The sequence below is a fragment of the Shinella zoogloeoides genome (genome assembly GCF_020883495.1).
Classification (GTDB): Bacteria; Pseudomonadota; Alphaproteobacteria; order Rhizobiales; family Rhizobiaceae; genus Shinella; species Shinella zoogloeoides.
On sequence record NZ_CP086610.1, the window covers coordinates 2,828,165 to 2,849,416 of the forward strand.

Sequence of the window (21,252 nt, forward strand, 5' to 3'; positions counted from 1 at the left end):
CGCCGAACCGGAATCGCCTCGGCCTCGGACAATGCGGCAAAACAGGCAGCCGGAGCATTTGCGCTGGCCCCTTCGATCTCCTATATCAGTCGCCAACCGGACATCCTTGTGTCCCCGCACCCGCCCGAGGTTCCCATGACCGAAACAGCCCTCCCCAAGCCCATTCCCGTCACCGTGCTCACCGGCTATCTCGGCGCCGGCAAGACGACGCTGCTCAACCGCATCCTCACCGAGAACCACGGCCGGAAATACGCCGTCATCGTCAACGAGTTCGGCGAGATCGGCATCGACAACGACCTGATCGTCGAGTCGGACGAGGAAATCTACGAGATGAACAACGGCTGCATCTGCTGCACCGTGCGCGGCGACCTGATCCGCGTGGTGGAAGGCCTGATGCGCCGCCCCGGCCGCTTCGACGCCATCATCGTCGAGACCACCGGCCTTGCCGATCCGGTGCCGGTCGCCCAGACCTTCTTCATGGACGACGACGTGCGCCAGAAGACCGAGCTGGATGCCGTGGTCGCGCTGGTCGACGCCAAGCACCTGCCGCTGCGCCTGAAGGATAGCCGCGAGGCCGAGGACCAGATCGCCTTCGCCGACGTCGTGCTCATCAACAAGACCGACCTCGTCAGCCCGGAAGAACTCGCCCGCATCGAGGCGACGGTGCGCGTGATCAACCCGTCCGCCCGCATCCATCGCACGACCCGCTCGCAGATCGATCTTTCCAAGGTTCTCGACCAGGGCGCGTTCGATCTGGAGCGCGCGCTGGAAAACGATCCGCATTTCCTCGATCACGACCACCCGGACCATGTCTGCGGCCCCGATTGCGGCCACGACCATCATCACGATCATGACCATCATCACGATCACGACCACCACCATGACCATGACCACCATCACGACCATGATCATCACCACGATCACGGCCATGGCCACCACCATCATCACGACCACGGCGCTTCGCCGATCCATGACGTGACGGTGCAGTCCATCTCGCTGCGCGGCGGCGAGATGAACCCGGACCGCTTCTTCCCCTGGATTCAGAAGATTACCCAGACGGACGGCCCGAACATCCTGCGCCTCAAGGGCATCATCGCCTTTGCCGGCGACGAGGAGCGCTACGTGGTGCAGGGCGTGCACATGATCGTCGAGGGCGATCATCAGCGCGCCTGGAAGGACGGCGAGAAACGCGAAAGCCGCCTCGTCTTCATCGGCCGCGACCTCGACCGCGAGAAGATCGAGCGCACGTTCAAGGCTTGTGAGGCACAGGCATGATGCCGAAAAGTGTGAAGCGGGTTTCGGCCAACATCATGCGCATGGAAAAGACCAGCTAATGCCCACGGTTGCCCCTCTCGATCTCGACGGCCACGTCATCGCGGCCGCCTTCCTCGGCGACGTGCCGTTCTTCGCCACCGCCTCCGGCGCCATCCATCGCCTCGATCATGGCCAGAAGGTCACCGAGGCGCATGACGGCCTGCTGGCCTGCGTGCGCGACGAGGCGAACGACACGCTGATTACCGGCGGCGAGGACGGCAAGGTGCAGCGCATCGCCGCCGACGGCACTGTCACGCTTCTGGCCGAAGTGCCGCGCAAGTGGATTTCCGTCGTCGCCGCCGGCCCGCAGGGCGCGGTCGGCTTCGCGGAGGGCCGCACGGCCCGCGTGCGGCTTGCCGACGGCACGATCAAGGAATTCGCCGAGACCCGTTCGGTCGAGGGCATCGCATTTGCGCCGAAGGGCCTGCGCCTCGGCGTCGCGCGCTATAACGGCGTGTCGCTGCACTGGGTCGCCATGGCCGCCCAGCCGGTCGACCTCGAATGGAAGGGCGCGCATAACGGCGTCACCTTCTCGCCCGACGGCCGCTTTGTCGTCACCAGCATGCAGGAAAACGCCCTGCACGGCTGGAAGCTCGACACCAAGCCCGGCGCGGAAACGCGCCACATGCGCATGACCGGCTATCCGGCCAAGGTGAAGTCGCTCTCCTGGTCCGTCAAGGGCAAGTGGCTCGCCTCCTCCGGCGCGCCGGCCGCCATCGTCTGGCCCTTCTCGGCCAAGGATGGCCCGATGGGCAAGCCGCCGCTCGAACTCGGCACGCGCGCCGACGTCATGGTCACCGCCGTCGCCTGCCATCCCGCCGAGGAGGTCGTCGCCATCGGCTATTCGGATGGCATGGTGCTTGCCGCCCGCTTCGCCGACAGCCGCGAGGTGCTGCTGCGCCGTCCCGGCAAGGGCGCCGTCACCTCCATGGCCTGGAGCCGCAACGGCAAGCTCCTCGCCTTTTCCAGCGAGGCCGGCGACTGCGGCGTCATCGACCTCGCCGGCTAAAGCGATTCCGGGAAAAGACCGCCGATGCCAAGGATCGGCGGTCCCGGTCACTTACCATTCGAGTTCGAGATGCGGACGCCCGTTCGAGGTCTTCTCGACGGTCCGCCCCGTCTCGTCGATGGTGCAGCTCACGCGCTGGCGGAAGGCCGAGAAGCTTTCGAAAGTGACCACATCCACCGGCTCGTCGAAATGCAGCGTCATGCGGTAACGGCCGGGCTGGCTGGTGATCGCCTGTATGCCCAGAACCTCCGCATCGAACGGCTGGCCGAGATAGTGGCCGCGCACCCGCGAGCCGAGCATCCACGGATCGAACGGCGGCCGGTTGCCGACGGCGGCGTGCAGCGTGTTCCAGTCGCGGAAACCGTATTGCGCGGCGATGAGTTCAAGCGCGCGGGAATGGGAAATGTCCTGCCCCTCGGAGGAAAAGCGCGCGCGCAGCCGCTTCGCCTGGTCCTTCAGGGCGTCGAGGGATGGTAGTGGCGTCGATGATGGACGCATGTCGGAACTCCAGTCATGGCATGCGTCATTTCGGAGGGAGCCCGCATTGCCACCGGTTCGCATGCGTGATGCTGGGAGACCGATCGTTTCAGGAGAGACTTCACCAAAGCTTGCGCTCGCGGACGGCAGGGGTCTCTCGCCCTGCCGTCCCGATACCGCAATAGGCTGGCGAAGTCAAACCGGCGACGGGTCAGGCCGCCTTGCGCCGCTCCGCCGAAAGGCGGCGGCCGCTGGCGACGAGCACGCCCGCAGCGCCGTCCAGCCAGCCCTCCTTCAGCTCCAGCGCCAGGAAGCGGCGACGCTCGAAGGGGCCGGGCATGACGAGGTGCTGCACCTCGTCGGCGAAGAAGCCGAAGCGCTCGTAATATTCCGGATCGCCGACGAGCAGCACCGCGCCATGGCCCCGGTCGCGCGCCTCGGTGATCGCCGCGCGCATCAGCGCGCCGCCGATGCCCTTGCCCTCATGCGCGCAATCGACGGCGAGCGGACCGAGCAGCAAGGCCGGCACGGCGTTGCCATCGGCATCCACACCCGCCTCGACATTCCACAGGAGCACGGTGCCGATGACATGACCGTCCGCATCGCGCGCGACAAGCGCAAGACCTTCGGCCGGCAGGCGGTTGCGGCGCAGCTTTTCCGAAGACTTGCGGAAGCGGGCCTCGCCCATCACGTGGTCGAGCAGACGCTCGCGCGCAACGATATCGCCGGCGTTTTCCTGGTCGATGGTGAAGGCGGCATGCGCGAAGAACGCGCGCACAGAATCAAGAACAGTGGCCATCTTGGCCTCCCGCACTCAAAACCGATTCAAACGGTATCGAAAACTGATTGTGAAGCTGGCGCTCCCGCAGGGACGGGAGCGCCCGGTCGTCAGATGACGTAGGCCCTGAGCGGCTCGAAGCCGTTGAAGGCGACGGCCGAGTAGGTCGTCGTATAGGCACCGGTGCCTTCGATCAGAACCTCGTCGCCGATCGAAAGGGTGACCGGCAGCGGGTACATGTTCTTCTCGTACATCACGTCGGCCGAATCGCAGGTCGGGCCGGCAAGCACGCAGGGCTCCATCGCGTCCGCATCGCGCACGGTGCGGATCGGGTAGCGGATCGCCTCGTCCATGGTTTCGGCAAGGCCGCCGAACTTGCCGATGTCGAGGAAGACCCAGCGGTGGTTGTCGTTGTCCGACTTCTTCGAGACGAGGACGACTTCCGCCTTGATCACGCCCGCATTGCCGACCATGCCGCGGCCCGGCTCGATGATGGTTTCCGGGATCTGGTTGCCGAAATGCTTCTTCAGCGCACCGAAGATCGCCTTGCCATAGGCTTCGGCCGAGGGCACGTCGCGCAGGTACTTCGTCGGGAAGCCGCCGCCCATATTGACCATCTTCAGCTCGATGCCCTGCTTGGCAAGCTGCACGAAGACGCGCTTGGCATCGGCAAGGGCCGAATCCCAGGCGTCGAGCTTCGTCATCTGCGAGCCGACATGGAACGAGACGCCGTAGGAGGTAAGGCCGAGCTGGTGCGCATAGACGAGCACGTCGACGGCCATCTGCGGTACGCACCCGAACTTGCGCGACAGCGGCCATTCGGCGCCTTCGCCATCCGTCAGGACGCGGCAGAACACGCGGGCGCCGGGAGCGGCGCGCGCGATCTTCTCGACTTCCTCATGGCTGTCGACGGCGAAGAGCGAGACGCCGAGCGCGTGCGCCTTGGCGACGTCGCGTTCCTTCTTGATCGTGTTACCGAAAGAGACGCGCGAAGCGGTCGCGCCGGCGTCGAGCGCCATTTCGATTTCGGCGACGGACGCGCAATCGAAGTTGGAGCCCATGCTGGCGAGCAGGCGCAGGATTTCCGGCGCCGGATTGGCCTTCACGGCATAGTAGATCGCGCTGTCGGGCAGCGCGTGGCGGAAGGCCTTGAAGTTGTCGCGCACGACATCGAGATCGACCACGAGGCACGGGCCGTCGGGACGTCGGGTGTTCAGAAAGTCGATAATACGTGCAGAAGCCATCTCGGTATTCCCCATATCCAGGTTGCTCCAGGGAAACCCCAGAGGACAAAGGGCAGATGCGGCAACGCTCTGGAACCAGCCGGTGGAGACCCCGGAACCAAGCATGCGCAAATGCGCGAACGGTGAACCGAAGCCCGCCTAGGCTTCAATTCGCTTTGTCTGCCATGGATTGGTGGGAAACCCGACCGCACTTCCGGCAATGAAGGTGTGCCTCTTCAGTAACCCCGGCTGATGGAAAGCCGGCAGACACCAGAAAGGCCCGCACCGTCGTTGCTTCAAGATGTCCTCGCATTTCCCGGTTGGCCGGAATAGCGACTGGAGCGGTTAGTTCCAGGTACCTTACCGATGATCCTCACCAAATCGAGGGTCGGCGGACACCCACAGGCACGTGCGACTTTGGGCAAGCGCGGAGATAAGAAGAATCGCTGTCGTAATCAAGAGGTTTTTTGAATTTGACTATTGAAAATATTCCGTGAGCCACGACATTCGCGGAACTGGTTTCGACACATCTCTTTGCACGGCGACCCAAGCGCCGAACGCGCGCCGCCCCTGACGGCGCCACTCAAGTGGGGACATATGGATACACTGACCCGAATCCGGGCCTTCATCGACGTGGTCGATGCCGAAGGCTTTTCCGCAGCTTCGCGCAAGACCGGGCGGTCCAAGGCGCTGCTGTCCAAATATGTGCGCGAGCTGGAGGACGAGCTGGGCACGCTGCTGCTCAACCGCACCACCCGCCAGTTCTCCATGACCGAGCCGGGCCACACCTATTACCGCACCGCCTCCGATATCCTGAAGGAGATCGACAATCTCGCCGATCTCGTGCGCGAGAAGAACACGGACCTGCGCGGCAAGCTGAAGGTCTCCGCCCCGCGCACCTTCGTCGATGCCGATATCGGCCAGTCGCTCATCGACTTCGGCAAGGAGCATCCCGAGCTTTCGCTGGAGATCGTCTCGGACGACCGCTTCGTCGATCTGGTCGAGGAAGGTTTCGATGTGGCGATCCGCATCACGCGGCTGGAGGATTCCGCCCTCATCGCCCGCAAGCTCGGCGATTTCTATCTCAAGATCTGTGTGACGCAGGACTTCCTCGAGCGCGTCGGCCCGATCGACCATCCGAGCGACCTCGCCCGCCTTCCCTGCATCATAGACACCAACGGCAAGTCGCACAGCAACTGGCGCTTCGTCGACGAGAAGGGCGCGGGCTTTTCGGTGCCGGTCGGCGGCCATATCGAGGTCAACAGCCCGACGGCCGCCGTGCGCGCCGCGGCAAGCGGCCTCGGCGTCGCGCAGGTTCCGGCCTTCATCGCCCGGTCCTGCCTGGAATCGGGCAGGATCGTCTCGATCCTCGAAGATTACCTGCCGACCGACCGCGGCATCTACGCGATCTACCCGCATCGCCGCTACCTGCCCGCGAAAGTGCGCACCTTCGTCGATTTCCTGCATGCATGGTTCCGCCGCCATCCCGGCATCGAAGCCTGACACGGTCCCAATTCCGGCCTATTTGCCGTACATTCAGACCGCTGATTCACGCCGCCCGAGAGGATCGAAATCCATGCGCTTCCTGCCCTGCCTGATTGCCGGAGCGGCCCTCCTCGCCCCGGCCGCGGCCTTCGCCCATCCGCATATCTTCGCGCAGGCCCGGCTGGAAGTGGTGGCGGGCGAGGACGGCACGATCAGCGAATTGCGCAATGTCTGGCGCTTCGACGAGATGTTCTCGGCCAGCGTCGTCATGGATTTCGACAAGAACAGCAACGCCCAGCTCGACCCGGACGAGCTTGCCGAAGTGGGCAAGACCGTACTCGAATCGCTGGAGGAGTTCAGCTACTACACGACGATCACCGAGGACGGGAAAACCGTGAAGGTCGGCAAGCCCGACGCGATCAATGTCGACTTCAAGGACGGCCAGCTCCTGATGTTCTTCACGGTCAAGCCCGGCGAGACCATGCCGCTCAAGGGCAAGCTCACCTTCGGCGTCTATGATCCCACCATGTATGCGGCGATGGATTTCGCCTCCGACGACGACCTCGTCGCCATCGGCGACAAGCTCGCCGCCTGCAAGCGCGCGGTGGTCCGGCCCGATCCGGACGAGGTGCTGGCGCAGAACCAGGACAGCCTGACGGAAGCCTTCTTCAACGACCCGGCGGGCACCGACATGTCGAAGCTCTTCGCGACGCGGCTGGAGCTGACATGCTGACCCGCGAGCGCGCCTTCACCCTGATCGCTCTGACGCTTGCCGCCGCCTCCATTGCAACATTCGCCCATGCCCAGTCCCCTCTCGGCATCGGCTCGGCCGAACCCGGCTTCAACACGACCGGCACCTTCGGCGGCCTCTTTGCCTGGATCAACGCGCAGCAGCAGGGCTTCTACCGCCTGATGACCGGCGCGCTGAAGGACATGCGCGAGACCCCGTGGGCGGCCTCGACGCTCGTCGGCCTCTCCTTCGCCTATGGCGTCTTCCACGCCGCCGGCCCCGGCCATGGCAAGGCCGTCATCTCCTCCTACATGCTGGCGAACGAGCTGGAGCTGAAGCGCGGCGTGCTGCTTTCCTTCCTCTCCTCGATCCTGCAGGGCCTCGTCGCCATCCTGCTCGTCGGCGCGGCCTATCTTTTCCTGCGCGGCACCACGGTTTCCATGACCGACGCCACAAGGGCGCTCGAAATCGGCAGCTACGCGCTCATCGCCCTGTTCGGCGCATGGCTGCTCTACAAGAAGCTGCGGCCGGCCCCGGTGCGGCCCGCCTCCACGCTCGGCATCTCGGCCGTCGAGGTTCACGGGCATCAGCACCATGCCGGCGAGGTCTGCGCGACCTGCGGCCACGCCCATGCGCCGGACCCGTCGCTGCTGAAGGGCGACCGTTTCGCACTCCGCGAGGCGTGGTCCGCCATCGTCGCCGTGGGGCTACGCCCCTGCTCGGGCGCGCTGATCGTCCTGAGCTTCGCCCTGCTGAACGGGCTTTATCTCGGCGGCATGCTCGCGGTCCTCGCCATGTCCATCGGCACGGCCATCACCGTCTCCATCCTCGCCACGCTCGCCGTCACCGCCAAGGGCGCGGCGGTACGCTTTGCCGGCAATGGCTCGGCGGCGCAACGCGTCGGCACCGCCATCGAGATCGGCGGGGCGGCGCTGGTGATGGTTCTCGGATTGCTATTGCTGGGCGCGGCGCTACAGGCCTAGCCTTCCCGGTTCCGCTGGTAACGCGCCCGCAGCCAGAACAACAGGAAGAAGCCGAGCACCAGCAGCGTGCCGAACACGCCCGCCAGCCAGGGCGAGACGTCGCCGAGCGCGATCATGACACGCGGCAGGAAATAGAACACGACGCCCGTGCCGAGCAGGATCACGAGTGCGGCAATCGCCGCCGACTTACCCTTGCCGTCCTCGCTCATGCCGTCCCCGCCAGTTCCGCGCGAATATCCTCGAGCCTGCACTTCTGGTTGCCCTCGGCATCGAAATTGCCGGGCGAGAGCCAGGCGGCGAAGGCCTTGTCGAGAGCCGGCCATTCGCTGTCGATGATCGAGAACCAGGCGGTGTCGCGATTCTCGCCCTTGGAAAGCATGTGCTGGCGGAAGACACCCTCGAAGGTGAAGCCGAGGCGGGCGGCCGTGCGCTTGCTGGCCGCGTTGTCGTTGTGGCACTTCCATTCGTAGCGGCGGTAGCCGAGGTCTTCGAAGACATGCTTGGCGAGCAGATACTGCGCCTCGGTGGAGAGCGGCGAGCGCGACATGCCGCCGCCATGGGCGATGCCGCCGATCTCGACGACGCCGTTGGCCGGGTCCGGCCGCATGTAATGCGCCATGCCGACCGGCTTGCCGCTTGCCTTGTCGACGATCACCTCACGCACCCAGCCCGATTTGATCGCGCCTTCGGACCACGTATCGAAGCCCTCGATGCCGGTGAAATCGGCCTGCGCGAAATAGCGCAGCAGCGGATTGATCTCCATGCCGCCGAAGGCGTCCCAGAGGGGCTGGAGATGCTTTGCGCGATCATAGGGTTCGATGCGCACATAACGGCCTTCGAGCGCCACGGGCGCCGGCGGCGGGCAACCCTTCCAGTCCTTGAGATCGCGCATGAAAATCCTCCTTCGGTCTTGCCGAAGGGATAGAGCAGCCGGCGAGCCGAAGCAATCGGCAAAGCGGGGAGCGGCGTTCGGCCGCTCCCTGACGATCGTCAAACCTTGGCTGCGGAAACCGTCGCCTCGATATGATCGACCAGCGCATCGGCAAGGCCGAGGCGGCCGGCGAGCAGGTCGAGATAACCCCGCTCGGCGCGCGTTTCCGGCTCGATGGCAAGGCGCGAAGCGGTATAGAGCTCGACACGCTGCTCCTCGGTCGCCGCGGCAGCGACGATTGCGTCGAGATCGACGGGGTTGGCAAGTTCCTGTTCGAGGAACTGCGCGGCATCCGCGCCGAGACCGGAGACCTTGAGCTTGTCCATGATGCGGGCGCGCTCCGTATCGTCGATATGGCCGTCGGCGCGGGAGGCCGCGATCATGGCGCGCACGAGGATAAGGGCGAAATCGGTGCTGACGGCTTCGGGATGGAAACCGGAATCGGCCGGCGGCGGCAGGAGCTCGGGCGTGCCGGCCTGTGTGGTCTCGGCCGGGTTCTGGCCGTCGCGGTAATTCTTGTAGGCCTGGTAGCCGAGACCGGCGATGGCGGCGAGGCTGCCGATCTTCAGCGCCGAGCCGGCGACCTTGCGCCCGCTGTCCGTGCCCAGCAGCACGCCGGCAATGGCGATGCTGGCAAGCGGATTGTCCTTGGCAAGCTGGGTGACCTGACCGGCGCGGTCGCGCACGGTTCCGCCCGCGCCGGGCACCTGCGAACCGAGGAACTGGTCGAGCAACTTCTTGGCGTCAAACATGGGCGTCTCCGTTTTCTCCTCGCGCGGCAGGGGCCGGCTGCAAGGCAAGATAGGAACGCGCATGCCGAATTACAAACGCATAACGGGCGACCGAAGGCCGCCCGTCTGCAATTGCGTTGAACCATCTCAGCCCTTGAGGGCGGCGGCCTCGGCGGCGAGCTTCTCGATGCCCGCCCAGTCGCCCCTGGCGACAAGCTCCTTCGGCGCGACCCACGAGCCGCCGACGCACACGACGTTCGGCAGCGAGAGATAGTCGCGCGCATTGGCAAGCGAGATGCCGCCCGTCGGGCAGAACAGCGTGCCGGCAAGCGGCGAGGACAGCGACTTGAGGTAAGCCGCGCCGCCGGCCTGCTCGGCCGGGAAGAACTTCAGGACCTGATAGCCCTCTTCGCGAAGACCCATGACCTCGCTGGCGGTGGCCGCGCCGGGCAGCAGCGGGATTTCGCTGTCGGCCGCCGCGTCGATCAGCTCCTGCGTCGTGCCGGGGCTGACGATGAACTGCGAGCCGGCCTCGACCGCCGCCTCGAACTGCGCGGCATTGAGAATGGTGCCGGCGCCGGCGACGGCGCCCTCGACCTCATTGGCAACCGCGCGGATCGCCTCCAGCGCCGCCGTGGTGCGCAGGGTGATCTCGATCGCCTTCAGGCCGCCCGCCACCAGCGCGCGCGCCAGCGGAACCGCCGTCTTGACATCGTCGATGACGAGCACCGGAACGACCGGCTGCAGCTTCAGGACCGAAAGGAGCTTGGCGTTCTTCTCACGCATGGCATGACCTTTTAAAACGATTGAATTGAGAGGGGAATACCGCGTCCGCGACGTTCTGTCGAGACTGATACGCGATTCATGACCTTGTCATGACACACTTATCGTGTAGTGTGCCCCTCGCCCAAGCCCATCTCCAACAGCGAAAGCATGCCGATGGCAAAAGAGATCGAGCGGAAGTTTCTGGTGTCGGGCCAGCGGTGGCGCACCTTCGCGGACGAAGGGATCGCCATACGGCAGGCCTATGTCGTGGCACAGGACGACCGGTCTCTCAGGGTTCGCATCTATGGCGACGGGCGCGCGCGCATCACCCTCAAGGTCGGTCATACCGCGCTCGTGCGCGACGAATACGAATTCGATATCGACCGCGACGAGGCCGAGGACATGCTGCGCCATGCCATCGGCAACGTGATCGAGAAGGTGCGCTACAAGGTGGCGCACGAGGATCATGTCTGGGAGATCGACGTCTATGACGGCGTCCATCGCGGCCTCGTGATCGCCGAGGTCGAGCTGTCCTCCATCCATGACGAACCGGAAATGCCGAACTGGGTGGGCCGGGAAGTGACGGGCGAGAGCCAGTATTCCAACCAGTCCATGGCGCTCGGCTTCAGCAACGGCGCGAGCCTGCGCCAGCTCGCCTGAGCTGCTACGCCGCATTGCCTGAAATGCGCCGAAGCTGTATGTGGCGGCCATGACAAACACGTTCTCCACGCCCGACGAGACCGACGGCTTCCTGGTCGCCGCGCTCTATCATTTCGTTTCGGTTCCGCATTTTGCGGAGCTGCGCGCGCCCCTGCAGTCGCTCTGCGAGGAATATGACGTACGCGGCACGCTGCTGCTGGCCCATGAGGGCATCAACGGCACGATTGCGGGACCGGCGGACGGCATCCGCACCGTGCTTTCCTTCCTGCGCCGCCAGCCGGAATTTGCCACGCTGGAGCACAAGGAAAGCTGGGCGAGCGAGATGCCCTTCCTGCGCATGAAGGTGCGGCTGAAGAAGGAGATCGTCACCATGGGCGTCGAGGATATCGACCCCAACCGCTCCGTCGGCACCTATGTGGCGCCCGAGGACTGGAACGCGCTGATCACCGATCCGGGCACCATCCTCATCGACACGCGCAACGACTATGAGACGGCCATCGGCATGTTCAAGGGCGCGGTCGATCCAAACACCAAGACCTTCCGCGAGTTCCCCGACTGGGTGCGCCAGAACACCGGCCTACACAACAAGCCGAAGATCGCCATGTATTGCACCGGCGGCATCCGCTGCGAGAAGGCGACCGCCTTCATGAAGGAGCAGGGTTTCGACGAGGTCTACCACCTCAAGGGCGGCATCCTGAAATATCTGGAGGAAGTGCCGCCGGAGGAAAGCCTGTGGGAAGGCGCCTGCTTCGTCTTCGACGAGCGCGTCTCCGTGCTGCATGGGCTGGAGGAAGGCGAGCACAAGCTCTGCCGCGCCTGCCGCCATCCGCTGACCGCCGAGGAAATCACCTCCCCGCTCTACGAGGCCGGCGTCTCCTGCCCGCATTGCCACGGCGAGCGCAGCGAGGAAGACCGCATGCGCTTCCGCCAGCGGCAGAAGCAGATGGACCTTGCCCGGGAGCGCGGCGAGCGGCATCTCGGGAAGTAAGGGGCGGAAAGCTGCCCCTCATCCCGCTGCCGCGACCTTCTCCCCGCAAGCGGGGAGAAGGGGAACGCCGTACCGGTTTCCCGTAAATTCAGCCGATAGAAGGAAGGGGCGGCATCGCCCCAAGTCCCTTCTCCCCGCTTGCGGGGAGAAGGTGCCGGCAGGCGGATGAGGGGCCGACGCAGGCTCAGCCCGCGCGGTGGTTCCCCTTCGGGAACGCACCCGCCAGCGCGCCATACCAATGGCCGCTCTTCTTCACCGTGCGCACCTGCGTCTCGTAATCGACATGCACGATGCCGAAGCGCATGCGGTAGCCTTCCGCCCATTCGAAATTGTCCATGAGGCTCCAGGCGAAGTAACCGCGCATCGGATAGCCTTCGCCGATGAGGTCCGCCGTCACGCCGAGATGCTCGGCGATGTAGTCGAGGCGCGGCTGGTCGTCCACCGTGCCGTTCTCCACGCCCATATTGTAGCAGGCGCCGTTTTCCGTGATGTAGCAATCCGGCAGCCTATAGTCGGCATTGAGCTTGCGGATGAGATCGCCGAGCGCGGGGGCATAGACCTCCCAGCCGATATCCGTCTTGATATCGGCAACCGGCGGGGCCGGCACGGTCGCCGGGAACTCCGCGCCTTCGGTCGGATCGTCGGCGACGCGCATGGGCGTGTAATAGTTGAGGCCCCACCAGTCGAGCGGCTGGGCGATCGTCTCCATGTCGCCGGGTTCGATTGCCGGCATGCGGTGGCCGAGGGCGGAGAGGAAGCTTTCCGGATACTCGCCCTTGAAGACCGGGCCGAAGAAGACCCCATTGTGGAAATCGAAGGCGCGGTCGGCGGCGGCCTTGTCCGCCGGGCTGTCGCTGCCCGGATAGACCGAATGGGCATTCAGCACGAGGCCGACGGGAAGGTCCGGGCGCTCGGCGCGGATCGCCGAAACGCCGAGGCCATGGGCGAGATTGGTGAAATGGAGGGCATGCAGCGCCGCATCCATGTTGCGCTCGCCAGGCGCGTGGATGCCGTAGAGGTGGCTGAGCCAGACGGAGCACCACGGCTCGTTGAAGGTCGCCACCGCATCCAGCCGGTCGCCGAGCCGGGCGATGGCGGTCTTGGCGTAGCGCTGGAAGGCATAGGCCGTCTGCCGCGCCGTCCAGCCCCCCTCGCCCGCCAGCATCAGCGGCAGGTCCCAATGGTAGAGCGTGGCATAGGCCTTGATGCCGCGGGCCTTCAGGCCGTCGACGAGACGGTCGTAGAAATCCAGCCCCTTCTCGTTCACCGGCCCGGTGCCCTCGGGCACGATGCGCGGCCAGGCGATGGAGAAGCGATAGGCCTCGACGCCGAGCGACTGGATGAGGTCGAGGTCTTCCTCCAGCCGGTTGTAGTGATCGCAGGCGACATCGCCATTGTGCCGGCCGTAGACGCGACCCGGCATGTTGGAAAAGGCATCCCAGATCGACGGCTTGCGCCCATCCATCTTCGCCGCGCCCTCGATCTGAAACGCGGCGGTCGCCACGCCGAAGAGGAAATCGCCGGGAAAGCGGTCGGCAAGGGTCTTGGGATCGATCATCGGTCTTCTCTGCCTTGGAGGGATTTCGCCGCAAAGCGGCACCTGCAACGTTGCAGTAACGCCATTTCGGGAAAAGTCAATCAGCCGGCACCGAATCCGCCATGCCTGCGGCATCGCCCGCCCAACGCAAAGAGGCCAGCCGCAGGGCTGGCCTCTCTTCATACCAATGCCGGCGATCCTACACCTTCACCCAGGCCCCATTCTTTTTCGACGACTGCACGCAGGCATCGACGAACAGCATGCCCTTGAGACCGTCATCGACGGTCGGATAGGTCACGGCGGGATCGACCTTCGCACCGCTGCGCTTGGCATGGATAGCGCGGGCGGCTTCGGAATAGATGTTGGCGAAGCCTTCGAGATACCCTTCCGGGTGGCCGGAAGGAATACGGCTGACGCGGGCAGCAGCAGGGCTGGAGCCGGCGCCGCCCCGGGTGATGAGCCGCTTCGGCTCGCCGAAGGGCGTGTACCAGAGATAGTTCGGATCGGCCTGCACCCATTCGAGGCCGCCCTTGGTGCCGTAGACGCGCACCTTCAGGCCGTTCTCATGGCCGGGCGCGACCTGGCTGCACCAGAGCGTGCCCTTGGCGCGCACGCCGTCCTTTTCCCTGAAGCGCATCATGACATGGGCGTTGTCATCCAGCCGGCGGCCCGGCACGAAGCTGTCCAGGTCGGCGGACAGCTCCTCCAGTTCGAGGCCGGAGACGAAGCAGCCGAGATTGTAGGCATGGGTGCCGATATCGCCGGTGGAGCCGCCCGCGCCCGATTTCGTGGGGTCGGTGCGCCAGGCGGCCTGCTTCTGGCCGCTCGATTCGATATCCTCCGTCAGCCAGTCCTGAGGATATTCCATCTGGACGAGGCGGATCGCGCCGAGGTCGCCACTGGCGACCATTTCGCGGGCCTGCCGGACCATCGGGTAGCCGGTGTAATTGTGCGTCAGCACGAAGAGGGCGTCGCTCTCCTCCGTCAGCTTCTTCAGCTTGCGGGCATCGGCCAGCGTGGAGGTCAGCGGCTTGTCGCAGATGACATGGATGCCGCGCTTCAGGAATTCCTTGGCCGCCCCGTAATGCACATGGTTGGGCGTGACGATCGCCACGGCCTCGATGCCGTTCTTCAGCTTGGCCTCGCGGATCGCCATCTCCTTGAAGCTGCCATAGCTGCGCGAGGGGTCGAGCCCGAGTTCGCGGGCCGACTGCTCGGCCTTTTCCGGCGAGGACGAGAGCGCGCCCGCGACGAGCTCATAGTGATCGTCGAGCCGGGCGGCGATGCGGTGCACCGCGCCGATGAACGCGCCAGAGCCGCCACCCACCATGCCGAGCCGGATGCGGCGCTCGCGCGCCTCGCTAGCGCTTCCTTCGATTGCCATCCTGTGTTCCTCCTTAACGTTTCTCGCGGGGCAAAAGCCCCTCATCCGGCCTGCCGGCCACCTTCTCCCCGCAAGCGGGGAGAAGGAGATATGCCGCACCGGTTTCCTCAAACAATTCCCGCTCGTGGGGCACGTCCCCTCTCCCCGCTTGCGGGGAGAGGGCTAGGGTGAGGGGCAATCCTCAGAGCCCGAGCATACGCCGGTTGGCCGCCTGATCCGTGCCGCCATCGGCAAAGTCGTCGAAGGCCTTTTCCGTCACGCGGATGATATGCGCCTTGACGAATTCGGCCCCTTCGCAGGCCCCGTCCTCGGGATGCTTCAGCGCGCATTCCCATTCGACCACGGCCCAGCCGGCAAAATCGTTGGCGGCCATCTTGGAGAAGACGGCGCCGAAATCGACCTGACCGTCACCGAGCGAGCGGAAGCGGCCGGCGCGGTTGACCCAGCCCTGATAGCCGCCATAGACGCCCTGCCGGCCCGTCGAGTTGAACTCGGCATCCTTCACATGGAACATGCGGATGCGGTCCTTGTAGATGTCGATATTGTCGAGATAGTCGAGGCACTGCAGGACATAGTGCGAGGGGTCGTAGAGCATGCAGGCGCGGGCATGGTTGCCGGTGCGCTCCAGGAACATCTCGTAGGTGATGCCGTCGTGCAGGTCCTCGCCCGGATGGATTTCGTAGCAGATGTCGACGCCGTTATCCTCGGCATGGTCGAGGATCGGCTTCCAGCGCCTGGCGAGTTCATCGAAGGCGGTCTCGACGAGGCCGGCGGGACGCTGCGGCCAGGGATAGACGAAGGGCCAGGCGAGCGCGCCGGAGAAGCTGGCCATGGCATTGAGGCCAAGATGCCTGGAGGCCGTCAGGGCCATCTTCACCTGCTCGACGGCCCAAGCCTGCCGGGCCTTCGGATTGCCGCGCACTTCGGGCGCCGCAAAGCCGTCGAAGGCCTCGTCATAGGCGGGATGCACGGCGACGAGCTGGCCCTGCAGATGGGTGGAAAGCTCGGTGACCTCGACGCCGTTCTCGCGCGCCTTGCCGGCGAACTCGTCGCAATAGGTCTTGGATTCCGCCGCCTTCTTCAAATCGATGAAACGGGCGTCCCAGCTCGGCACCTGCACGCCCTTATAGCCGATATCGGCCGCCCATTTGGTGATCGCATCCCAGGAATTGAACGGCGCGGCATCGCCCGCGAACTGCGCGAGAAACAGGCCGGGGCCCTTGATCGTCTTCATTTTCGGCGTCCTCCCATGGGGCTGACCGATCACGCGGCCAGTCGATGATGTTTTTGCGGTACGTACCGCAGCGCGTGGAAAGCTATCGGCCTTTGCAGGCCCCGGCAACGTGAAATGCCGGCTTCAAACAGAAACCGCCCGGGCGAGGACGCCCGGGCGGCACGTATTCTCAGATCAGAACGGGGAATCCGGGAAGTAGAAGTCCTCCGCGTTGTCCTTCGTCACCAGCGTGGCGTCGATGGTGTAGACGCCGCGGACCGGAACCTGGCTATAGAAGTTGGCGGCGGTCATTTCGAGCGCGGTGCCGATCATCGCCGGCGGATAGAGCACGTCGACCGGGATCATCTTGTCGCCGTCCATGACCTTCTTGATCATGTCCTTCGAGCCGGCGCCGGCCACGACATACTGGATGTCCGTGCGGCCGGCCTGCTCGATGGCCTGGAGAACGCCGACAGCCATGTCGTCGTCCTGGGTCCAGACCACGTCGATCTTCGGGTACTTGGTCAGGTAGTCCTGCATGACCTTGAAGGCGTCGTCGCGGTTCCAGTTGCCGTACTGGCGGTCCAGAATCTTGATGCCCGAGCCTTCGATGCCCTTGTCGAAGCCGTCCTGGCGTTCCTGGTCGATCGGGATCGCCATGCCGCGAATGACGACGACTTCGGCGTTCGGCGTCGTGGTCTTGATATATTCGCCGGCCGTCTGGCCGAGGGCGAAGTTGTTGCCGGCGACGTAGAGGTCACGCACGGAATTGTCGTTGGTGCTCGGCGCACGGTCGACGAGCGCGACGAAGGTGCCCTTGCCCTTGACTTCCTTGATGGCGTTGACCAGCGGATCCGGGTCGGTCGGCAGGATGACGAGCGCGTCGATGCCCTGCGTTTCAAGGTCCTGCACGGCATTCGCCTGGCTTGCCGGATCCGGCGAGGTCTTGACGATGACGTTGAGGCCCGGATTGCGCTCCATCAGGAGCTTGGCGACGCGCTCGGCGTGATAGACCACGCCGGAGGTCCAGCCATGGTCGGCCGCCGGGATCGACACGCCGATCGTCACCTTCTTGTCTTCCGCATGGACGGCGCCGGCGATGAGCGCCATGGCAGCGACCGTCAGGCCCAAAAGTTTCTTGCGCATGAGTTTCCTCCCAAAAGCAGGTCTATTTCCGTGACCGGGCGACCCGTTGACCCGGTTAGTCCTACGACTTCCGCACCAGCGAACGCTGGACGAGCATCGCAATGATGATGATCGCGCCCTGGATGGCCCCGATCAGATATTCGCTGATGAAGTTGGAGAGCAGCATGATGTTGCCGACCAGTTCGAGAATGAAGGCGCCGCAGATCGTGCCCCAGACGCGGCCCGCCCCGCCCTTCAGCGCCGTACCGCCGACGACGACCGCCGTGATGGCCTGCAACTCCCAAAGGATGCCGGTGGTGGCGGAGGTGGAGCCGAGGCGCGGCACGTAGAGCAGCACGGCGATGGCGACGCACAGGCCCTGGATGACGAAGGCGATGGTGCGCACGCGGTTGACCGGAATGCCGGAATAGCGCGCGACATCGCTGTTCGAGCCGACCGCCACGACATGGCGGCCGTAGCGCGTGCGATAGAGGATGAAAGCAGCAATGGCGGTGACGACGAGGATAACGACGATCGGCACCGGCACGCCGAGGATGTAGCCGAAATAGGCCGGGCGATACATCGCCTGCAATTCCGGCTCGCGCAGCGTGATCGCGCCGCCCTGCGACAGCCAGGTGGTGAGGCCGCGATAGATACCCATCGTGCCAAGCGTGGCGATGAAGGGCTCGATCTTGCCGACGGTGGTGATGAGGCCGTTGGCAAGGCCGCAGGCCCCGCCGATGACAATAGTGAGCACCACGGCGGCCGCAAGCATCAGGCCGGGATCGGCGATGACGCCCGAATTCATGAAGAGGATCATGATCGAGGCGACGAAGGCGACCATGGAGCCGACCGACAGGTCAAGGTCACCCGACGAGATGACGAAGGTCGCGCCGACCGCGATGATCGCGATGAAGGCGCTGCGCGTGGCGACATTGGCGAGGTTGTTGAGCCCGATGAAATTGGGGTTCACCAGCGCGCCGACGATGAGGAGCAGGAGGAGCGCGGCGAAGGGCGCGACGGCCCTCAGGTCCACATCCCGCCAGCTTCGGCCCCGCGGCTTCGTTTCGACTGCGTCTTCCGTCATGTTCGTCCCCGACGTGAATTTGTTGTGCTGGCGGCGGTCAGGCCGCGGTCTTCTTCTTGAGGCCGGCCGAATAGCGCATGATCTCCTGCTCGGAGATTTCCTCGCCTTCGAGAATGCCGACGATCCGCCCTTCCCGCATGACGGCGACGCGCGTGCACAGACCGATGATCTCCGGCATCTCCGAGGAGACGACGATGATCGACTTGCCGTCGCGGGCGAGCGCCGAGATGAAATGGTAGATCTGCTGCTTGGTGCCCACATCGATGCCGCGCGTCGGCTCGTCGATGATGATGACGTCCGGCTCGGTCTCCATGACCTTGGCGAGCAGCAGCTTCTGCTGGTTGCCGCCCGACATGCGGCCGGCGACGACACGCCCGTCGCGCACGCGGATATCGAAGCGGCGGCGGGCGCGCTCCAGTGCGGTCGCCTCGCTCTTCGGGCTGAGATAACCGTAGCTGCCGTGCTTCTCCAGCGATTGCAGCGTGAGGTTCGCCGTCATGCGCGAGTTCAGCAGCAGGCCCTTGTGCTTGCGGTCCTTGGTCATATAGGCGATGCCGACGCGGTTGGCGGCATGGACATCGCCGCCCGGCACGTTCTCGCCGCGCACGGAAACCTCACCGGCCGAACGCGCCCGAAGGCCCGCGACGGCTTCCATCAGCTCCGTGCGGCCGGAGCCGATGAGGCCGGAAAAGCCGAGGATCTCGCCCTTGCGGACCTCGAAGCTCGCATCCTTGACATAGCCCGTCGACAGCCCTTCGACGGCGAGCGCGACCTCCTCGTCGATGCTCGGCTCCTGCTTGGCCGGATAGAGGCTGGACAGCTCGCGGCCGACCATGAGCTGGGCGATGGATTCACCGTCGAGCATGCTGGTCGGCGCGGTCTTCACCCATTGCCCGTCACGCAGCACCGTCACGCGGTCGGTCAGTTCCATCACCTCGTCCAGCTTGTGCGAGACGAAGACGAAGGACGTGCCCTTCTCGCGCAGCTTGCGTACCTGGCGGAAGAGGTAGTTGGTCTCCTCACGGGAAAGAACGGCGGTCGGCTCATCCATGAAGATGATGCGCGCGTCGCGGCTGATGGCCTTGGCGATCTCCACCATCTGCTTGTCGGCGATGGAGAGCGAACTGATCTGGGCGTTCTCGTCGACGTGGGAGCCGAGCTGATCGAGCACGCGGCGCGTCTCGGCGCGCATGAACTTGCGGTCGAGCACGCCGAAGCGCGTCACCTCACGGCCGAGAAACAGGCTCTCGGTGACGGTAAGATGTTCGGCGAGGTTGAATTCCTGGTGGATGATGACGATGCCGAGCGCCTCGGCCTGCCCGTTCGGCGGCAACTTCACCGGCTGGCCGTCCAACAAGATCTCGCCGGATGTCGGCTGCTCGAAACCGGAAAGGATCTTCACCAGCGTCGACTTGCCGGCGCCGTTCTCGCCCATGAGGGCATGGATCTCGCCGGCGCGAAGTTCGAAATTGACGCTGAACAACACCTGCACGCCATTGAAGGACTTGGCTATGCGGCGTGCAGCAAGAACGACGGGAGCCCCGTCGGCAGCGTCCGGATTCATCGATTTCCTCCCTGCGGCTCCTCGACCGCTTGAGCATGATGTAAACCTTTACACCGATCATGTAAAGGTTTACATCATGGGATATCAGGAATTTTCACCAAGCGCCGTTTGACCCTTGGAGCAGTCTGTGTAGTGTCCCCCGCACTTCGTTTGTTCGACGCAGTTCCGGGCCGCTTTCCGGACCTGCCACCGCTAAGTGAGAGCCAGTTTGTCGTCGTCCAGCCCTGCCACGATCGAGGATGTCGCGCGGATCGCGCAGGTCTCGATCGCGACTGTCTCGCGGGCGATCCACACCCCGGAAAAGGTGGCGAACTCGACGCGGCTGAAGGTCAACCAGGCGATCGCCATCACCGGCTACACGACCAATGCGATGGCGCGGAGTCTCCGCCTCGGCCGGTCGAACATGATCCTGGTCGTGGCGCCCGATATCGGCGACCCGAACTTCTCCAATATCCTCGTCGGCCTGGAAAACGAGGCGCGGGCGCATGGCTACGGCATCCTGATCGGTCATACGCAGAACGATCCGCAGCGCGGGCTGGAATATCTGAAGTTCCTGAATTCAAGCCAGGCGGCCGGGCTGATCCTCTTCACCGGCATCCTGCCCTTCGGCCACCAGAGCATGACGGCGCGCCTGCCGCCCAGCGTCGGCGTCTTCGAGCCGGTCTATAACGGCGGCATCCCCTATGTCGGCGTCGACGATATCGAGGGCGCGCGCAAGGCCGTCGACCTGCTGATCGCCGAAGGACACCGCAAGATCGCCTTCATCGGCGATTCGCGCACACGCCTTGCCTATAGCCGCCGCCGGCAGGGTTACGACGAGGGGCTGGACGCCGCCGGCGTGCCGGTCGGCGAGCGCATCGTGCTGGAAGGGGACGGCACCATCGAGAGCGGGCGCCTTGCGCTCGAACAGCTCTTCATGCGCGACACGCTGCCGAGCGCCTTCATGTGCGTGAACGACCAGACCGCCATCGGCGTGATGATCGGCCTCGGCGCGCGCGGCTACGATATTCCGACGGACTTTTCCGTGACGGGCTTCGACGATGTGCCGCAGGCAACCTTCATGACGCCCTCGCTCACCACGATCCGCCAGCCACGCACCGCCATCGGCAAGCGCTCGATGGCGCTGTTGCTGGAGCTGCTTTCGGGGAGCGCGCCGCCGGAAGCGGAAATATTGCTGAGGCCGGACCTGATCGTGCGCAATTCGGTGTCGATGCCAGCGCGGCGGTTTTTGAAAAAGTAGCGGGGCGCTGCCTGCGGGCGACGCTTGC

Annotated in this window: 21 protein-coding genes; 8 read left to right on the forward strand and 13 right to left on the reverse strand. The window is 64.9% G+C overall.

What is annotated here, in order from left to right:
- Window positions 1-135 precede the first annotated feature (135 nt).
- Together K8M09_RS14025 and K8M09_RS14030 are read left to right on the forward strand one after the other, a co-directional pair.
- On the forward strand, window positions 136-1,275 hold the full coding sequence (locus K8M09_RS14025) for a CobW family GTP-binding protein (RefSeq protein ID WP_160785198.1): 1,140 nt from the start codon (window positions 136-138) through the stop codon (window positions 1,273-1,275).
- A 58-nt stretch (window positions 1,276-1,333) separates the two neighbouring features.
- Complete coding sequence (locus tag K8M09_RS14030; RefSeq protein ID WP_160785197.1) at window positions 1,334-2,323, forward strand: WD40 repeat domain-containing protein; 990 nt, start codon at window positions 1,334-1,336, stop codon at window positions 2,321-2,323.
- Window positions 2,324-2,374: 51 nt separating this feature from the next.
- Here the strand turns inward: K8M09_RS14030 and K8M09_RS14035 are convergent, their stop codons facing one another.
- From K8M09_RS14035 to odc2, 3 genes are all read right to left on the reverse strand, one after another.
- Window positions 2,375-2,821 carry a glyoxalase superfamily protein gene (locus K8M09_RS14035; protein WP_160785196.1) on the reverse strand — a complete coding sequence of 149 codons (447 nt, stop codon included), beginning with the start codon at window positions 2,819-2,821 and terminating at the stop codon, window positions 2,375-2,377.
- Window positions 2,822-3,011: 190 nt separating this feature from the next.
- A complete protein-coding gene (locus K8M09_RS14040; RefSeq protein WP_160785195.1) occupies window positions 3,012-3,599 on the reverse strand; it encodes a GNAT family N-acetyltransferase in 588 nt (195 codons plus the stop codon).
- A gap of 89 nt (window positions 3,600-3,688) precedes the next feature.
- Window positions 3,689-4,822 (reverse strand): ornithine/lysine decarboxylase, encoded by a 1,134-nt coding sequence (gene odc2, locus K8M09_RS14045; protein WP_160785194.1) that lies wholly within the window; start codon window positions 4,820-4,822, stop codon window positions 3,689-3,691.
- A 576-nt stretch (window positions 4,823-5,398) separates the two neighbouring features.
- On the opposite strand from odc2, the gene K8M09_RS14050 reads away from it, so the two are divergent.
- The 3 genes from K8M09_RS14050 to K8M09_RS14060 all read left to right on the forward strand — a co-directional run bounded on the left by K8M09_RS14050 (window position 5,399) and on the right by K8M09_RS14060 (window position 7,999).
- Window positions 5,399-6,304: a LysR family transcriptional regulator gene (locus K8M09_RS14050; RefSeq protein ID WP_160785193.1), complete on the forward strand. Its 906-nt coding sequence runs from the start codon at window positions 5,399-5,401 to the stop codon at window positions 6,302-6,304.
- A 73-nt stretch (window positions 6,305-6,377) separates the two neighbouring features.
- Window positions 6,378-7,019, forward strand: a complete 642-nt coding sequence (locus tag K8M09_RS14055) for a DUF1007 family protein (protein WP_160785192.1) — start codon at window positions 6,378-6,380, stop codon at window positions 7,017-7,019.
- Window positions 7,013-7,999, forward strand: coding sequence for a nickel/cobalt transporter (locus tag K8M09_RS14060; RefSeq protein ID WP_160785191.1), 987 nt, complete (start codon window positions 7,013-7,015; stop codon window positions 7,997-7,999). The genes K8M09_RS14055 and K8M09_RS14060 overlap by 7 nt, the downstream gene beginning before the upstream one ends.
- Here the strand turns inward: K8M09_RS14060 and K8M09_RS14065 are convergent.
- From K8M09_RS14065 to K8M09_RS14080, 4 genes are all read right to left on the reverse strand, one after another.
- Window positions 7,996-8,208, reverse strand: a complete 213-nt coding sequence (locus tag K8M09_RS14065) for a hypothetical protein (RefSeq protein ID WP_160785190.1) — start codon at window positions 8,206-8,208, stop codon at window positions 7,996-7,998. The two genes, K8M09_RS14060 and K8M09_RS14065, sit on opposite strands and share 4 nt — an antisense overlap.
- Complete coding sequence (locus tag K8M09_RS14070; RefSeq protein ID WP_160785189.1) at window positions 8,205-8,891, reverse strand: GNAT family N-acetyltransferase; 687 nt, start codon at window positions 8,889-8,891, stop codon at window positions 8,205-8,207. Before K8M09_RS14070 ends, K8M09_RS14065 begins: the two co-directional genes overlap by 4 nt.
- A 98-nt stretch (window positions 8,892-8,989) precedes the next feature.
- A complete protein-coding gene (locus K8M09_RS14075) occupies window positions 8,990-9,682 on the reverse strand; it encodes a tellurite resistance TerB family protein (RefSeq protein WP_160785188.1) in 693 nt (230 codons plus the stop codon).
- Window positions 9,683-9,808: 126 nt separating this feature from the next.
- Entirely contained in the window at window positions 9,809-10,447 is a 639-nt protein-coding gene (locus K8M09_RS14080; protein WP_160785187.1) for a 2-dehydro-3-deoxy-phosphogluconate aldolase, read from the reverse strand.
- Between the two features lie 153 nt (window positions 10,448-10,600).
- Here K8M09_RS14080 and K8M09_RS14085 point away from each other — a divergent pair, with 153 nt between their 5' ends.
- Window positions 10,601-11,086, forward strand: a complete 486-nt coding sequence (locus K8M09_RS14085) for a CYTH domain-containing protein (RefSeq protein WP_160785186.1) — start codon at window positions 10,601-10,603, stop codon at window positions 11,084-11,086.
- Between the two features lie 49 nt (window positions 11,087-11,135).
- Window positions 11,136-12,074, forward strand: a complete 939-nt coding sequence (gene trhO, locus K8M09_RS14090) for an oxygen-dependent tRNA uridine(34) hydroxylase TrhO (protein WP_160785346.1) — start codon at window positions 11,136-11,138, stop codon at window positions 12,072-12,074.
- 184 nt (window positions 12,075-12,258) lie between these two features.
- Here trhO and K8M09_RS14095 read toward each other — a convergent pair whose 3' ends face one another.
- The 6 genes from K8M09_RS14095 to K8M09_RS14120 all read right to left on the reverse strand — a co-directional run bounded on the left by K8M09_RS14095 (window position 12,259) and on the right by K8M09_RS14120 (window position 19,984).
- The gene (locus K8M09_RS14095) at window positions 12,259-13,632 is read right to left on the reverse strand and encodes a GH1 family beta-glucosidase (protein WP_160785185.1); all 1,374 of its coding nucleotides are present in this window, start codon (window positions 13,630-13,632) and stop codon (window positions 12,259-12,261) included.
- A 178-nt stretch (window positions 13,633-13,810) separates the two neighbouring features.
- On the reverse strand, window positions 13,811-14,995 hold the full coding sequence (locus K8M09_RS14100) for a Gfo/Idh/MocA family protein (protein ID WP_160785184.1): 1,185 nt from the start codon (window positions 14,993-14,995) through the stop codon (window positions 13,811-13,813).
- Window positions 14,996-15,176: 181 nt separating this feature from the next.
- A complete protein-coding gene (locus K8M09_RS14105) occupies window positions 15,177-16,229 on the reverse strand; it encodes a sugar phosphate isomerase/epimerase family protein (RefSeq protein ID WP_160785183.1) in 1,053 nt (350 codons plus the stop codon).
- 174 nt (window positions 16,230-16,403) lie between these two features.
- On the reverse strand, window positions 16,404-17,354 hold the full coding sequence (locus K8M09_RS14110) for a substrate-binding domain-containing protein (RefSeq protein ID WP_160785182.1): 951 nt from the start codon (window positions 17,352-17,354) through the stop codon (window positions 16,404-16,406).
- Window positions 17,355-17,415: 61 nt separating this feature from the next.
- Complete coding sequence (locus K8M09_RS14115) at window positions 17,416-18,420, reverse strand: ABC transporter permease (protein WP_160785181.1); 1,005 nt, start codon at window positions 18,418-18,420, stop codon at window positions 17,416-17,418.
- Window positions 18,421-18,457: 37 nt separating this feature from the next.
- The gene (locus K8M09_RS14120) at window positions 18,458-19,984 is read right to left on the reverse strand and encodes a sugar ABC transporter ATP-binding protein (protein ID WP_160785180.1); all 1,527 of its coding nucleotides are present in this window, start codon (window positions 19,982-19,984) and stop codon (window positions 18,458-18,460) included.
- 208 nt (window positions 19,985-20,192) lie between these two features.
- Here K8M09_RS14120 and K8M09_RS14125 point away from each other — a divergent pair, with 208 nt between their 5' ends.
- On the forward strand, window positions 20,193-21,224 hold the full coding sequence (locus K8M09_RS14125; RefSeq protein ID WP_160785179.1) for a LacI family DNA-binding transcriptional regulator: 1,032 nt from the start codon (window positions 20,193-20,195) through the stop codon (window positions 21,222-21,224).
- Window positions 21,225-21,252: the final 28 nt, after the last annotated feature.

Coding starts and splice junctions, on each gene's coding strand:
- K8M09_RS14025 (WP_160785198.1), top strand. CDS start 136: ATGACCGAAACAGCCCTCCCCAAGCCCATTCCCGTCACCGTGCTCACC.
- K8M09_RS14030 (WP_160785197.1), top strand. CDS start 1,334: ATGCCCACGGTTGCCCCTCTCGATCTCGACGGCCACGTCATCGCGGCC.
- K8M09_RS14035 (WP_160785196.1), bottom strand. CDS start 2,821: ATGCGTCCATCATCGACGCCACTACCATCCCTCGACGCCCTGAAGGAC.
- K8M09_RS14040 (WP_160785195.1), bottom strand. CDS start 3,599: ATGGCCACTGTTCTTGATTCTGTGCGCGCGTTCTTCGCGCATGCCGCC.
- odc2 (WP_160785194.1), bottom strand. CDS start 4,822: ATGGCTTCTGCACGTATTATCGACTTTCTGAACACCCGACGTCCCGAC.
- K8M09_RS14050 (WP_160785193.1), top strand. CDS start 5,399: ATGGATACACTGACCCGAATCCGGGCCTTCATCGACGTGGTCGATGCC.
- K8M09_RS14055 (WP_160785192.1), top strand. CDS start 6,378: ATGCGCTTCCTGCCCTGCCTGATTGCCGGAGCGGCCCTCCTCGCCCCG.
- K8M09_RS14060 (WP_160785191.1), top strand. CDS start 7,013: ATGCTGACCCGCGAGCGCGCCTTCACCCTGATCGCTCTGACGCTTGCC.
- K8M09_RS14065 (WP_160785190.1), bottom strand. CDS start 8,208: ATGAGCGAGGACGGCAAGGGTAAGTCGGCGGCGATTGCCGCACTCGTG.
- K8M09_RS14070 (WP_160785189.1), bottom strand. CDS start 8,891: ATGCGCGATCTCAAGGACTGGAAGGGTTGCCCGCCGCCGGCGCCCGTG.
- K8M09_RS14075 (WP_160785188.1), bottom strand. CDS start 9,682: ATGTTTGACGCCAAGAAGTTGCTCGACCAGTTCCTCGGTTCGCAGGTG.
- K8M09_RS14080 (WP_160785187.1), bottom strand. CDS start 10,447: ATGCGTGAGAAGAACGCCAAGCTCCTTTCGGTCCTGAAGCTGCAGCCG.
- K8M09_RS14085 (WP_160785186.1), top strand. CDS start 10,601: ATGGCAAAAGAGATCGAGCGGAAGTTTCTGGTGTCGGGCCAGCGGTGG.
- trhO (WP_160785346.1), top strand. CDS start 11,136: ATGACAAACACGTTCTCCACGCCCGACGAGACCGACGGCTTCCTGGTC.
- K8M09_RS14095 (WP_160785185.1), bottom strand. CDS start 13,632: ATGATCGATCCCAAGACCCTTGCCGACCGCTTTCCCGGCGATTTCCTC.
- K8M09_RS14100 (WP_160785184.1), bottom strand. CDS start 14,995: ATGGCAATCGAAGGAAGCGCTAGCGAGGCGCGCGAGCGCCGCATCCGG.
- K8M09_RS14105 (WP_160785183.1), bottom strand. CDS start 16,229: ATGAAGACGATCAAGGGCCCCGGCCTGTTTCTCGCGCAGTTCGCGGGC.
- K8M09_RS14110 (WP_160785182.1), bottom strand. CDS start 17,354: ATGCGCAAGAAACTTTTGGGCCTGACGGTCGCTGCCATGGCGCTCATC.
- K8M09_RS14115 (WP_160785181.1), bottom strand. CDS start 18,420: ATGACGGAAGACGCAGTCGAAACGAAGCCGCGGGGCCGAAGCTGGCGG.
- K8M09_RS14120 (WP_160785180.1), bottom strand. CDS start 19,984: ATGAATCCGGACGCTGCCGACGGGGCTCCCGTCGTTCTTGCTGCACGC.